Annotated in this window: 12 protein-coding genes; 11 read left to right on the forward strand and 1 reads right to left on the reverse strand. The window is 53.1% G+C overall.

What is annotated here, in order from left to right; all coding sequences use genetic code 11:
* The first annotated feature begins 1 nt into the window (after position 1).
* From murD to lpxC, 9 genes are all read left to right on the forward strand, one after another.
* The gene (gene murD / locus WCT94_RS19145; RefSeq protein WP_336871194.1) at positions 2–1,318 is read left to right on the forward strand and encodes a UDP-N-acetylmuramoyl-L-alanine--D-glutamate ligase; all 1,317 of its coding nucleotides are present in this window, start codon (positions 2–4) and stop codon (positions 1,316–1,318) included.
* Positions 1,318–2,520 carry a cell division protein FtsW gene (ftsW, locus tag WCT94_RS19150; RefSeq protein ID WP_336871196.1) on the forward strand — a complete coding sequence of 401 codons (1,203 nt, stop codon included), beginning with the start codon at positions 1,318–1,320 and terminating at the stop codon, positions 2,518–2,520. The genes murD and ftsW overlap by 1 nt, the downstream gene beginning before the upstream one ends.
* Positions 2,517–3,608, forward strand: coding sequence for an undecaprenyldiphospho-muramoylpentapeptide beta-N-acetylglucosaminyltransferase (gene murG, locus WCT94_RS19155; RefSeq protein WP_336871199.1), 1,092 nt, complete (start codon positions 2,517–2,519; stop codon positions 3,606–3,608). The genes ftsW and murG overlap by 4 nt, the downstream gene beginning before the upstream one ends.
* A gap of 62 nt (positions 3,609–3,670) precedes the next feature.
* Entirely contained in the window at positions 3,671–5,131 is a 1,461-nt protein-coding gene (gene murC, locus WCT94_RS19160; protein ID WP_180741537.1) for a UDP-N-acetylmuramate--L-alanine ligase, read from the forward strand.
* Positions 5,132–5,139: 8 nt separating this feature from the next.
* On the forward strand, positions 5,140–6,060 hold the full coding sequence (locus tag WCT94_RS19165; RefSeq protein WP_336871201.1) for a D-alanine--D-alanine ligase: 921 nt from the start codon (positions 5,140–5,142) through the stop codon (positions 6,058–6,060).
* A 1-nt stretch (position 6,061) separates the two neighbouring features.
* Complete coding sequence (ftsQ, locus tag WCT94_RS19170) at positions 6,062–6,886, forward strand: cell division protein FtsQ (RefSeq protein ID WP_336871204.1); 825 nt, start codon at positions 6,062–6,064, stop codon at positions 6,884–6,886.
* A 53-nt stretch (positions 6,887–6,939) separates the two neighbouring features.
* Positions 6,940–8,196 (forward strand): cell division protein FtsA, encoded by a 1,257-nt coding sequence (gene ftsA / locus WCT94_RS19175; RefSeq protein WP_010298002.1) that lies wholly within the window; start codon positions 6,940–6,942, stop codon positions 8,194–8,196.
* 68 nt (positions 8,197–8,264) lie between these two features.
* The gene (gene ftsZ / locus WCT94_RS19180; protein ID WP_005975217.1) at positions 8,265–9,416 is read left to right on the forward strand and encodes a cell division protein FtsZ; all 1,152 of its coding nucleotides are present in this window, start codon (positions 8,265–8,267) and stop codon (positions 9,414–9,416) included.
* A 104-nt stretch (positions 9,417–9,520) separates the two neighbouring features.
* Entirely contained in the window at positions 9,521–10,438 is a 918-nt protein-coding gene (gene lpxC, locus WCT94_RS19185; RefSeq protein WP_029367880.1) for a UDP-3-O-acyl-N-acetylglucosamine deacetylase, read from the forward strand.
* Between the two features lie 12 nt (positions 10,439–10,450).
* On the opposite strand, the gene WCT94_RS19190 is transcribed toward lpxC, so the two are convergent.
* Positions 10,451–10,978 carry a DUF721 domain-containing protein gene (locus WCT94_RS19190; protein WP_336871206.1) on the reverse strand — a complete coding sequence of 176 codons (528 nt, stop codon included), beginning with the start codon at positions 10,976–10,978 and terminating at the stop codon, positions 10,451–10,453.
* A gap of 26 nt (positions 10,979–11,004) precedes the next feature.
* On the opposite strand from WCT94_RS19190, the gene secM reads away from it, so the two are divergent.
* Both secM and secA read left to right on the forward strand, forming a co-directional pair.
* Positions 11,005–11,520: a secA translation cis-regulator SecM gene (gene secM, locus WCT94_RS19195; protein WP_180741543.1), complete on the forward strand. Its 516-nt coding sequence runs from the start codon at positions 11,005–11,007 to the stop codon at positions 11,518–11,520.
* 112 nt (positions 11,521–11,632) lie between these two features.
* The gene (secA, locus tag WCT94_RS19200; protein WP_336871244.1) at positions 11,633–14,335 is read left to right on the forward strand and encodes a preprotein translocase subunit SecA; all 2,703 of its coding nucleotides are present in this window, start codon (positions 11,633–11,635) and stop codon (positions 14,333–14,335) included.
* Positions 14,336–14,378: the final 43 nt, after the last annotated feature.

Raw genomic sequence — 14,378 nt, forward strand, 5'->3', positions numbered from 1 at the left:
CATGGTGGACTATCAGGGTAAAAAAGTCGTCATTATCGGGTTGGGCCTGACTGGGCTCTCCTGTGTTGATTTCTTTCTCGCACGTGGTGTGGTACCGCGTGTGGTGGATACCCGTATCAGTCCGCCGGGTTTGGATAAGCTGCCTGAGCAGGTAGAGCGACACCTCGGCAGTCTGAATGAAGACTGGCTGATGAACGCGGATTTGATCGTCGCCAGCCCCGGTGTTGCGTTGGCGACACCGGTTCTGTGTGATGCCGCCGACGCTGGCATTGAAATCGTTGGCGATATTGAACTGTTCTGCCGTGAGGCGCAGGCTCCGATTGTGGCGATTACCGGTTCTAACGGTAAAAGCACGGTGACGACGCTGGTCGGTGAAATGGCGCGTGCTGCAGGCTGGCAGGTGGGGGTTGGCGGTAATATCGGTCTCCCCGCGCTGCAACTGCTTGAGCAGCCCGCTCAGCTTTATGTGTTGGAGCTGTCGAGTTTCCAACTCGAAACGACGAGCAGCTTGCACGCGGCTGCGGCAACCATTCTGAACGTGACGGAAGATCACACCAACCGTTATCCGTTTGGTCTGCAGCAGTATCGGGCAGCGAAATTGCGTATTTATGAACACGCAGATTTGTGTGTTGTGAATGCTGATGATGCGCTGACTATGCCGGTTCGCGGTGCGGATGCGCGCTGCCGTAGCTTTGGTGTCGACGTTGGCGATTATCATCTTAATCGTCAGCAGGGAGAAACCTGGCTGCGGGTTGATGGTGAACGTGTGCTTAACACCCGTGAAATCAAACTTGTTGGCCAGCACAACTATACGAATGCATTGGCGGCGCTGGCGCTGGCGGATGCCGTGAAGATCCCGCGGGCTTCTGCGCTGACGGCGCTGACGACGTTTACCGGGCTGCCGCACCGTTTTCAAATGGCCTTCGAACGCAATGGCGTACGGTGGATCAATGATTCTAAAGCCACGAACGTGGGGAGCACTGAAGCTGCATTGAGCGGTTTGACCGTCGAAGGCTCGCTGCACCTGCTGTTAGGCGGTGATGGAAAATCTGCCGATTTCTCACCGCTGGTGCCGTATTTACAGGGTGAACACATTCATCTGTATTGTTTTGGTCGTGATGGGCAGCAATTGGCTGCGTTACGCCCGGAAATTGCTGAACAAACCGAAACGATGGAACAGGCGATGCGCGTCATCGCCGAACGCGTTAAACCGGGTGATATGGTGTTGCTGTCGCCAGCCTGCGCAAGTCTGGATCAGTTCCGCAGTTTTGAACAGCGAGGCGATGAATTCGCTCGTCTGGCGGAGGAGTTAGGCTGATGCGGTTCTTCGGGATGGCGTTTATCGAACGCATCAAGAGCTGGGTTATGGGAACGCGCGAAAGCGATACGCTGAGCGTGGTTCTCTACGACAGAACGCTGGTGTGGTTGACGCTTGGCCTGGCTGTGATTGGTTTCGTGATGGTGACGTCAGCTTCCATGCCTGTTGGACAACGTCTTGCCAGCGACCCGTTTCTGTTTGCGAAACGCGATGCAATTTATCTCGGGTTGGCATTTGGTTTGTCGTTAGTCACGCTGCGTGTCCCGATGGAGATATGGCAGCGCTACAGCCCGGTGCTGTTATTGCTCGCGATGGTCATGCTGTTGGTGGTGCTGGCGGTGGGAAGTTCGGTCAACGGCGCATCTCGCTGGATTTCGCTGGGGCCGCTGCGTATTCAGCCTGCGGAGTTATCCAAGCTGGCGTTGTTTTGCTACCTGTCCAGCTACATGGTGCGCAAAGTTGAAGAAGTGAGAAATAACTTCTGGGGTTTTTGCAAACCGATGGGTGTGATGGTGGTGTTGGCGGTGCTGCTGCTGGCGCAGCCTGACCTCGGTACCGTGGTTGTGCTCTTTATTACTACGCTGGCGATGCTGTTTCTGGCCGGTGCCAAGATGTGGCAGTTTTTGGCGATTATCGGCTGTGGTGTGTTTGCCGTTGGTCTGTTGATTGTCGCTGAGCCTTACCGTATGCGACGTGTGACGTCTTTCTGGAATCCGTGGGACGATCCGTTCGGCAGCGGTTACCAGTTGACGCAATCCCTGATGGCATTTGGGCGCGGCGAATTCTGGGGGCAAGGGCTGGGGAATTCAGTACAGAAACTGGAATATTTGCCGGAGGCGCATACCGATTTCATTTTCTCTATTTTAGGTGAGGAACTCGGCTATATCGGTGTGGTTTTGGCGTTGTTAATGATATTCTTCGTCGCTTTTCGCGCGATGTCTATCGGGAAGCGGGCGCTGGAGATCGATCAGCGTTTTTCGGGCTTTCTGGCATGTTCTATCGGTATCTGGTTCAGTTTTCAGACGCTGGTAAACGTAGGCGCGGCGGCGGGGATGCTACCGACGAAAGGGCTGACGTTGCCGCTGATCAGTTACGGCGGTTCAAGTTTGCTGATTATGTCGACGGCGATTGTTTTGCTGTTACGCATTGATTTTGAAACGCGTCTGACGAAAGCGCAGGCGTTTACGAGGGGTGCCCGATGAGTGGCGAAGGCAAGCGTTTGATGGTGATGGCTGGCGGTACGGGCGGGCATGTTTTCCCCGGGCTGGCGGTTGCGCACCACCTGATGGCGCAGGGCTGGCAGGTTCGCTGGTTAGGTACGGCGGATCGCATGGAAGCCGATTTGGTGCCTAAGCATGGCATCGAAATTGATTTTATCCGTATTTCTGGATTGCGTGGTAAAGGCATTCGGGCGCAGTTAAGCGCACCGATTCGTATTTTTCAGGCGGTACGCCAGGCGCGAGCAATTATGCGCCGCTACCAGCCTGATGTGGTGCTGGGGATGGGGGGGTACGTTTCCGGCCCCGGCGGTTTGGCCGCCTGGCTGTGCGGCATTCCAGTCGTACTGCATGAGCAGAATGGGATCGCAGGGTTGACCAACCGCTGGTTATCCCACATCGCAAAAAAAGTATTGCAGGCGTTTCCGGGCGCGTTTCCCAAAGCGGATGTTGTGGGTAACCCGGTCAGAACCGACGTGCTGGCGCTGCCTGCACCGGAAACACGATTAGCCGATCGCTCAGGCCCTGTGAGAGTGCTGGTTGTCGGCGGTAGTCAGGGCGCAAGAGTGCTGAACCAAACGCTACCTGGCGTGGCGGCACAGTTGGGCGAGCATGTGACGATTTGGCATCAGGTCGGTAAAGGTGCGTTATCAACTGTTCAACAGGCTTATCAGGATGTTGGACAGACGCAGCACAAGATTACCGAGTTTATTGATGACATGGCGGAAGCTTACGCCTGGGCGGATGTTGTGGTGTGCCGTTCTGGTGCATTAACCGTCAGTGAAATTGCGGCGGCTGGGCTGCCAGCACTGTTTGTACCGTTCCAGCATAAAGATCGGCAGCAGTATTGGAATGCGCTGCCGTTGGAAAAAGCGGGCGCAGCAAAAATTATTGAGCAGCCACAGTTTAACGTGGCGGCTGTCAGCGAGGTGCTGTCCGGTTGGGATCGTGCAACCTTGCTGACAATGGCGCAGAAAGCCCGCGCAGTGGCGATTCCAGATGCAACCGATCGGGTTGCTGCGGAAGTCAGTGCAGCGGCAGGCAGTCGGGCCACACATGTGGCTCACGGTTAATTAATACAGCGTGGTCGGGCAGAAGGCTGTGCGACCGCGCAACAAGGTAGCGATAGAATAAAGTGAATACTCAACAACTGGCGAAACTACGTTCAATCGTGCCCGAGATGCATCGCGTCCGGCACATACACTTTGTCGGCATCGGCGGTGCTGGCATGGGTGGTATCGCCGAAGTGTTGGCCAACGAAGGTTATGAAATTAGCGGCTCCGATCTGGCACCGAATGCGGTGACGCAGCAGTTAACTGAACTCGGCGCGCAGATTTATTTCCACCACCGTGCGGAGAACGTTCTGAACGCCAGCGTGGTGGTGGTCTCGAGTGCGATTACTGCGGATAACCCTGAGATCGTCGCTGCGCATGATGCACGTATTCCGGTGATTCGTCGTGCCGAGATGTTGGCGGAATTGATGCGTTTTCGTCACGGTATTGCGATTGCGGGGACGCACGGCAAGACGACGACAACAGCGATGGTCACCAGTATTTACGCGGAAGCGGGACTGGATCCAACGTTTGTGAACGGTGGATTGGTGAAGGCGGCGGGAACGCATGCGCGTTTGGGCTCAAGCCGTTACCTGATTGCGGAAGCGGATGAAAGCGATGCGTCTTTCCTGCATTTGCAGCCGATGGTGGCGATTGTGACCAACATTGAAGCCGACCATATGGACACCTATCAGGGTGATTTTGAAAACCTGAAGCAGACGTTCATCAATTTTCTGCACAACCTGCCGTTTTACGGGCAAGCGGTGATGTGTATTGATGATGCAGTAATCCGTGAACTGCTGCCACGCGTGGGTCGTCATATCACCACGTATGGTTTTAGCGACGATGCTGATGTGCGGGTTTCAGGATATCGCCAGGTTGGCGCGCAGGGGCACTTTACGCTGGAGCGGAAAGATAAACCGCTGCTAACCGTTACGCTGAATGCACCGGGGCGTCACAATGCGCTTAACGCAGCGGCGGCGGTTGCCGTAGCGACCGACGAAGGCATTGATGATGAAGCGATTCTGCGCGCGCTTGAGCGTTTCCAGGGGACAGGGCGCCGCTTTGATTTTCTCGGCGAATATCCGCTTGAGCTCGTGAATGGACAAAGCGGTACGGCGATGTTGGTGGATGATTACGGCCACCATCCGACGGAAGTCGATGCCACGATTAAAGCTGCCCGCGCAGGGTGGCCGGATAAGCGGTTGGTCATGATTTTTCAGCCGCATCGCTATACGCGAACCCGCGATTTGTATGACGATTTTGCACACGTATTATCACAGGTTGACGTGCTTCTGATGCTGGATGTGTATTCCGCAGGAGAATCGCCGATTCCGGGGGCGGACAGTCGTTCGCTGTGCCGTACGATTCGCGGAAGAGGTAAGATTGATCCGATTCTGGTGACGGATGTGGATACTTTACCGGAACTGTTGTCACAGGCGCTGCGAGGTGAAGACCTGATTTTGGTTCAGGGCGCCGGCAACATCGGTAAACTGGCACGTAAACTGGCTGATTCCAGATTACAGCCACAGATGAGTGAATGAGGAACATCATGACTGAGAAAGTTGCTGTATTGCTTGGTGGAACCTCTGCCGAACGTGAAGTGTCGTTACTTTCCGGTCAGGCGGTTTTGGCTGGTCTGAAAGAAGCGGGCATCAATGCGCACGCGGTTGATACCCGTGACGTCTCTGTGACGAAATTGAAAGAAGAAGGCTTTACCAACGTTTTCATCGCTTTACATGGTCGTGGTGGCGAAGATGGTACATTGCAGGGCGTTCTGGAATTCCTGGGATTGCCTTATACCGGTAGCGGCGTCATGGCATCTGCGCTGACGATGGATAAACTCCGCACCAAACAGGTGTGGCAAGCGGTGGGATTACCGGTGTCGCCTTACGTGGCGCTGGATCGCCGTCAGTATTCAGAGATGGCGGCAAACGCATTGTTGGCGAAGTTCACACATCTCGGGTTGCCGCTGATCGTCAAGCCAAGCCGCGAAGGCTCCAGCGTCGGTATGAGCAAAGTGAATACGCTGAGTGAACTGCCCGCGGCACTGGAAGAAGCATTCCGTCACGATGACGATGTTCTGGTCGAAAAATGGCTGAGTGGCCCAGAGTATACGGTTGCTATTCTGGGCGATGAGGTGTTGCCTTCTATCCGTATTCAGCCTGCGGGTACGTTTTACGATTATGAAGCGAAGTATTTATCGGATGATACGCAGTATTTCTGCCCGAGTGGTCTGCCGGACGAGCAAGAACAGGCGCTAGCTGGATTGGCGATGGCGGCCTATCGTGCGGTGGGTTGTCGCGGGTGGGGACGCGTTGATTTTATGCTGGATAGCGACGGTGCCTTCTATCTGCTTGAAGTGAATACGTCTCCGGGGATGACGAGCCACAGTCTGGTTCCGATGGCAGCGCGTCAGCGTGGCCTTACTTTCTCGCAGTTGGTCGTGAAAATTTTGGCGCTCGCTCGCTGATATGTCGCAGGCAGCGCTGAATACACGCGGACGAGAGCCTGAAACGAAAGGAACACGTCGCAGTAATGGTGGCCAATTGGCAGGGATGATTTTCCTGCTGATGGTGGTAGGGACTATCGTCTGGGGAAGCTGGATGGTGGTGGGGTGGATGAAGGATGCCAGCCGTTTACCGCTTTCCCGCATGGCTGTAACCGGGGAAAGACAGTACACCACCAATGACGATATCCGTCAGGCCATTTTGTCATTGGGGTCGCCGGGCACGTTCATGACACAGGATGTGAATGTGCTCCAGCAGCAGATTGAACGTTTGTCGTGGATAAAACAGGCCAGCGTGCGTAAGCAGTGGCCGGACGAATTAAAGATTCATCTGGTTGAATATGTTCCGGTAGCACGTTGGAATGATCAGCTAATGGTTGATGCGGAAGGAAATTCGTTCAGTGTACCTGCCGAACGTATTGGCAATCGCAAGATGCCGTTGCTGTATGGCCCGGAAGGTAGCGAGACAGAAGTGCTGGAAGGCTATCGCACAATGAGTCAGACGCTAGCCGCCGGGAAGTTTACGTTAAAGACGGTAGCGATGAGTGCGCGGCATTCGTGGCAACTGGGATTAGACGATGATACTCGCCTTGAATTGGGGCGGGATGATAGGGCCAAACGTCTGCAACGCTTTATCGAGCTGTATCCGCTGTTACAGCGGCAGGCTCAGAGCGAAAACAAACGTATCAGCCATGTGGACTTGCGGTACGACAGCGGGGCTGCAATTGGTTGGGCTCCAGCCTTGCTTGATCAGCAAAATGTTGATCGGCAACGAGTTGGTCAGCAATAAGACATTGATCAGCAACAGAACAGTAACCAGAAACAGGCACAGGCTAAACAACAATGATCAAGTCGACGGACAGAAAACTGGTAGTTGGGCTGGAAATCGGTACAGCAAAAGTGGCTGCGCTGGTAGGGGAAGTTCTGCCCGATGGCATGGTCAATATTATTGGCGTAGGCAGTTGCCCGTCACGCGGTATGGATAAAGGCGGCGTAAACGATCTGGAATCGGTCGTTAAATGTGTTCAGCGCGCTATTGATCAGGCTGAGTTGATGGCAGACTGCCAGATCTCTTCCGTGTATCTGGCGCTCTCGGGAAAACACATCAGCTGCCAGAATGAAATAGGGATGGTGCCTATTTCAGAAGAAGAGGTCACGCAGGACGACGTGGAAAGCGTGGTGCATACCGCTAAATCCGTGCGCGTGCGCGATGAACATCGTGTTCTCCATGTGATTCCACAGGAGTATGCGATCGATTATCAGGAAGGGATTAAAAACCCAGTTGGCTTATCCGGCGTGCGCATGCAGGCGAAAGTCCATCTGATAACCTGCCATAACGATATGGCGAAGAATATTGTTAAAGCCGTTGAGCGCTGTGGTTTAAAAGTCGACCAGCTGATTTTTGCGGGACTGGCTTCCAGTTATGCGGTTCTGACAGAAGACGAACGTGAGCTGGGTGTGTGCGTAGTGGATATCGGTGGCGGTACAATGGATATCGCGGTCTACACGGGCGGCGCGTTGCGACACACTAAAGTGATTCCGTATGCGGGCAATGTGGTTACCAGCGATATTGCCTACGCATTTGGTACGCCGCCGACGGATGCCGAAGCGATCAAGGTACGTCACGGTTGTGCATTAGGCGCGATCGTTGGCAAAGATGAGAATGTGGAGGTCCCGAGCGTTGGAGGACGTCCACCCCGCAGTCTGCAAAGACAGACACTGGCGGAAGTGATTGAACCACGTTACACCGAGCTGTTGAACTTGGTGAACGATGAACTTTTACAGTTGCAGGAGCAGTTACGTCAACAAGGCGTGAAACACCATCTGGCAGCGGGGATTGTGCTGACGGGCGGTGCCGCGCAAATAGACGGTCTGGCGGCCTGTGCGCAGCGTGTGTTTCATACACAGGTGCGTATTGGACAACCAATGAATATAACAGGGCTGACGGATTATGCCCAAGAGCCTTATTACTCAACGGCGGTTGGGTTGCTGCATTACGGAAAAGAATCTCATCTGGGTGGTGAGCATGAAGTCGAAAAACGAGCCTCAGTGAGCAACTGGTTCAAACGAATCAACAGCTGGTTGAGGAAAGAATTTTAATTTTATCAAAGAGATCACCTGGCACAGTTTTATGATCTCGCAGTTACAGGCACAAACGGAGAGAAATTATGTTTGAACCAATGGAATTAACCAACGACGCGGTGATTAAAGTCATCGGCGTCGGTGGCGGCGGCGGTAATGCCGTTGAACACATGGTGCGTGAGCGCATCGAAGGCGTCGAATTCTTCGCAGTTAACACGGATGCGCAGGCATTACGTAAAACGGCTGTTGGCCAGACGATTCAGATCGGTAGTGGCATTACTAAAGGTCTGGGCGCGGGTGCTAACCCGGAAGTCGGCCGTAATTCGGCTGAAGAAGATCGCGAAGCACTGCGTTCAGCACTGGAAGGTGCGGACATGGTGTTTATCGCCGCAGGTATGGGCGGTGGTACAGGTACCGGTGCTGCACCAGTTGTGGCCGAAGTCGCAAAAGACCTGGGTATCCTGACCGTCGCTGTGGTGACCAAGCCTTTCAACTTTGAAGGCAAAAAGCGTATGGCGTTTGCGGAGCAGGGTATCGCCGAGCTGTCTAAGCACGTCGACTCGCTGATCACCATTCCAAACGACAAACTGCTGAAAGTGCTCGGGCGCGGCATTTCTCTGCTGGACGCATTTGGTGCGGCAAACGATGTGCTGAAAGGCGCGGTGCAAGGTATCGCTGAATTGATCACGCGTCCGGGTCTGATGAACGTCGACTTTGCTGACGTGCGTACCGTGATGTCCGAAATGGGTTATGCCATGATGGGCTCCGGCGTTGCTCGCGGCGAAGACCGTGCAGAAGAAGCCGCTGAAATGGCAATCTCCAGCCCACTGCTGGAAGATATCGATCTGTCCGGCGCGCGCGGCGTGTTGGTTAACATCACGGCGGGCTTTGACCTGCGTCTGGATGAGTTCGAAACGGTCGGTAACACCATCCGTGCATTCGCGTCCGACAATGCGACAGTGGTAATCGGTACGTCGCTTGACCCAGAAATGAACGATGAACTGCGTGTAACGGTCGTTGCAACGGGTATCGGCATGGACAAACGTCCTGAGATTACGCTGGTGACGAACAAGCAGGCCAGCCAGCCTGTGATGGATCATCGCTATCAGCAGCACGGTATGACGCCACTGGCGCAAGAAAAACCGGCTGCCAAAGTGGTTAACGACCAGAATCCGCAGACGAATAAAGAGCCAGACTATCTGGATATCCCGGCGTTTCTGCGTAAGCAGGCAGACTAATTTGCTGCCAGATAACGTTGGAATCTCCGCTCTTTGTGCTAAACTGTGCCACCGAGCCTGGTGTATACTAGGTCGGTAGGTTCAGTAACATGCGAGATAAAATGATGATCAAACAACGTACACTAAAACGTATTGTTCAGGCGACTGGTGTCGGGTTACATACCGGCAAGAAGGTCACGTTGACCATGCGTCCTGCACCGGCAAATACCGGGGTCATCTATCGCCGCACAGACTTGAATCCCCCGGTTGATTTTCCGGCTGATGCAAAATCCGTGCGTGATACCATGCTCTGTACTTGCCTGGTTAATGAGCATGACGTGCGTATTTCTACGGTGGAGCATCTTAACGCTGCGCTTGCAGGGTTGGGCATTGACAATATTGTCATTGACGTTGACGCACCAGAAATTCCAATCATGGATGGCAGCGCCAGCCCGTTCGTTTACCTGCTGTTAGATGCGGGTATTGAAGAGCTGAATTGCGCCAAGAAATTCGTGCGTATCAAACAGTCCGTTCGCGTTGAAGATGGCGACAAGTGGGCCGAAATGAAACCGTTTAACGGCTTCAGTCTGGATTTCACTATCGACTTCAACCACCCGGCGATCGATGCGGGCAACCAGCGCTATCGTTTGGATTTCTCTGCTGATGCGTTTGTTCGCCAGATCAGCCGTGCGCGTACATTCGGCTTCATGCGCGATATCGAATACTTGCAGTCTCGTGGGTTGTGCCTGGGCGGCAGTATGGATTGTGCCATCGTCGTTGACGATTACCGCGTATTGAACGAAGACGGTCTGCGTTTTGAAGATGAGTTTGTCCGCCATAAAATGCTGGATGCCATCGGTGACCTGTTTATGTGTGGTTACAACATCATCGGTGCGTTTTCTGCGTTTAAATCCGGCCATGCTCTGAACAACAAACTGTTGCAGGCTGTGTTGGCCAATCAGGAAGCGTGGGAATACGTGACCTTTGAAGACGAAGCTGAAATGCCGCTGGCGTTTAAAGCACCGTCTATCGTGCTGGCGTAACGCTTAGCGTCGTTACTTCTTATTACGACTGGTTTTACTGGTACTCTCTCCGGCCAGTGAAGCCAGTCGTTCTAATAGCTTTCCGAGTTTTTCCGGGCTATTTCCTGCCAACGTCCTCAATGTCTCCGCACTTTGTTCGCTCAACTGACGCAGCGGTTTATCATCGGTATTTTCCGTCGCTGAAATGTCACTATTTTTCACGATTTCATGCCCTTTTGCGGCAAGCGTTGGATTAATCCTGATGTCGATTGAAGCCAATGATGGTAGTATTTGTGCGCGTAATGCAGAGAGCAGCGCTGGTTGTTCGTAACGTAACCGCATCAGCCAACTGGCGTTAGCGGTTTCCAGTATCAGTAAACCTTGCCGGTAATTAGCGACGCGGCACCATGGGTGCAACGGTGCAGGCAGTAATCCGCGCACGGCACGGTTAAGTTTTAATAAGGCGATAGCGCGCTGTTGCACATCTTGTAGCGGGCCTTTACCCGACTTGGATGCGCTATCAAACAGAAATTCCAGTGATTGTGGGCGGCTATCACGCATAGACCTGGCTCCGGTGGATGTTACTCGTGATTGGTATTCTAAATCGTTGGCGACAATTTGGCAGACGTTATTTCTGGCCGCATCTCTTATTAGGGATGGTCGCGGCGAGTCTTGGTCTGCCGACAAGTCTGAACGACTCACAGGACATCACCTCACTCCCCAATTCAAGCTCCAGCGTTAGTCGCCAGAATAACGTATCGCTGAGCCTTACCGATCTGGTAGCACTGAAAGAAGCGCATCGACGCTCATCCTACAGCGTAGATTATTGGCATCAGCATGCGATCCGTACGGTAATTCGCCACCTTTCTTTTGCGTTGACGACGCCACAAACGGTCAATGCCCAGCAGGCTGACGAACTAGAACCTCATTCTCTGGTTTTGCTGGATACGTTAAATGCGTTGCTGACGCAGGATTCCCAGTACCCTCTTGTGATCTCCCCCCACGCTGGGCGAGTGACTTTTTATCCCCAAGCTCATCATCAAATCGGCATTTGGCTTGCTCAAATTCGCGGCATCCGTGCAGGGCCATACCTTCTCAGCTGAACGTGTAATGATAATTAGCTGAAGAAATTTCTCCCGTTTTTCACTGAGTTTCTCAGATTTTCGATGTTGTGTTGCCACTGGATACGTGGCACTTGTGAGATTAAAAATTATTATGGTCATGAATATCCTAACCAAAATTTTTGGTAGCCGTAACGATCGTACGCTGCGCCGTATGCGTAAAAACGTTGATGTCATCAATCGCTTAGAACCTGAAATGGAAAAGCTGTCGAATGAGGAACTGCAAGCGAAAACGCTGGAGTTTCGTGTTCGTCTGGAAAAAGGTGAGTCGCTGGAGAACCTGCTGCCGGAAGCTTTCGCTGTCGTACGTGAATCCAGTAAGCGTGTATTTGGCATGCGTCACTTCGATGTGCAGCTTATCGGCGGTATGGTACTGAACGAGCGTTGCATTGCGGAGATGCGTACTGGTGAAGGTAAAACGCTGACGGCAACGTTGCCTGCCTACCTGAATGCGCTGACTGGCCGCGGCGTACACGTGGTGACCGTGAACGACTATCTGGCACAGCGTGATGCCGAAAATAACCGTCCATTGTTTGAATTCCTTGGCCTGAGCGTTGGTATCAACCTGCCGGGAATGCCTGCCCCTGCGAAGCGTGAAGCCTATGCTGCAGATATCACCTACGGTACCAATAACGAATACGGTTTTGACTACCTGCGTGACAACATGGCGTTCAGTCCGGAAGAGCGCGTACAGCGTAAATTGTACTACGCGCTGGTGGATGAGGTTGACTCCATCCTGATCGATGAAGCGCGTACGCCGCTGATCATTTCTGGCCCGGCTGAAGATAGCTCCGAGCTGTATATCAGCGTTAACAAAATTATCCCTCACCTGATCCGTCAGGAGAAAGAGGATTCGGATACCTTCCACGGTGAAGGCCACTTCTCTGTTGATGAGAAAGCGCGTCAGGTTAACCTCACCGAGCGCGGTCTGGTTCTGGTCGAAGAACTGCTGGTGAAAGAAGGCATTATGGAAGAGGGGGAATCATTGTACTCCCCAACGAACATCATGCTGATGCACCATGTGACCGCTGCGTTGCGTGCGCATGTGTTGTTTACCCGCGATGTTGATTACATTGTGAAAGACGGTGAAGTGATCATCGTTGACGAACACACCGGCCGTACCATGCAGGGGCGTCGCTGGTCCGACGGCCTGCATCAGGCGGTGGAAGCAAAAGAGAAGGTAACGATTCAGAATGAAAACCAGACGCTGGCTTCCATTACCTTCCAGAACTACTTCCGCCTGTATGAAAAACTGGCGGGTATGACCGGTACGGCAGATACCGAAGCGTTCGAGTTCAGCTCTATTTACAAGCTGGATACGATTGTGGTGCCGACTAACCGTCCGATGATTCGTAAAGACTTGCCTGATCTGGTCTACATGACCGAGCAGGAAAAAATCGATGCCATCATTGAAGATATCAAAGAGCGCTCAGCAAAAGGTCAGCCGATTCTGGTCGGTACGATCTCTATCGAGAAATCGGAAGTGGTTTCTCATGCGCTGGAAAAAGCGGGTATCAAACATAATGTGTTGAATGCGAAGTTCCACGCTATGGAAGCTGATATTGTTGCTCAGGCGGGTCAGGCTGGAGCGGTGACCATCGCGACCAACATGGCCGGTCGTGGTACGGATATCGTCTTGGGGGGAAGCTGGCAGTCGGAAGTGGCACTTCTAGAGAACCCGAGTGACGAGCAAATTGCAGAAATCAAAGCGGCCTGGAAAATACGTCACGATGCTGTATTAGCTGCGGGTGGTTTGCACATCATCGGTACGGAGCGCCATGAGTCTCGTCGTATCGATAACCAGCTGCGTGGTCGTTCCGGTCGTCAGGGGGATGCGGGTTCATCACGTTTCTATCTGTCGATGGAAGATGCGCTGATGCGTATTTTTGCCTCCGATCGTGTTTCCAACATGATGCGTAAGCTGGGTATGAAGCCAGGTGAAGCCATTGAGCACCCGTGGGTCACGAAGGCGATTGCTAACGCTCAGCGTAAAGTGGAAAGCCGTAACTTTGATATTCGTAAGCAACTGTTGGAATACGATGATGTGGCGAACGACCAGCGTCGTGCGATCTATACGCAGCGTAACGAGCTGTTGGACGTGTCTGATATCAGCGAAACCATCACCAGCATTCGTGAAGATGTGTTCAAAGCGACGATCGACAGCTACATTCCGCCACAGTCTCTGGAAGAAATGTGGGATGTAGAAGGTCTGGAACAGCGTTTGAAGAACGATTTCGATCTGGATATGCCAGTCAAAGCGTGGCTGGATAAAGAACCAGAGCTGCACGAAGAAACGCTGCGTGAGCGTATTTTCGAGCAGGCTATTGAGATTTATCAGCGCAAAGAAGAAGTGGTCGGCAGCGAAGTCATGCGCAACTTTGAAAAAGGCGTGATGTTGCAGACGCTGGATTCACTGTGGAAAGAGCATCTGGCAGCAATGGATTATCTGCGTCAGGGCATCCATCTGCGTGGCTATGCACAGAAAGATCCGAAGCAAGAATATAAGCGTGAGTCGTTCTCTATGTTTGCCGCGATGTTGGAATCACTGAAATATGAAGTGATCAGCACGCTGAGCAAAGTCCAGGTGAGAATGCCGGAAGAGATCGAAGCGCTGGAGCAGCAACGCCGCGAAGAAGCTGAACGTTTGGCACGGCAGCAGCAACTGAGCCATCAGGAAGAAGATAGCCTGAACACCGGTTCCCCAGCGCAGGCGGATCGTAAAATCGGACGTAACGATCCTTGCCCATGTGGTTCAGGCAAGAAATATAAGCAGTGCCACGGCCGCTTACAGAAATAACTGGCCGCTGAAATCAGCAAATAAAATGTGATAAGTGCAAAGG

The organism is Pectobacterium sp. 1950-15 (assembly GCF_037136835.1).
In the GTDB taxonomy this organism is placed as follows: Bacteria; Pseudomonadota; Gammaproteobacteria; order Enterobacterales; family Enterobacteriaceae; genus Pectobacterium.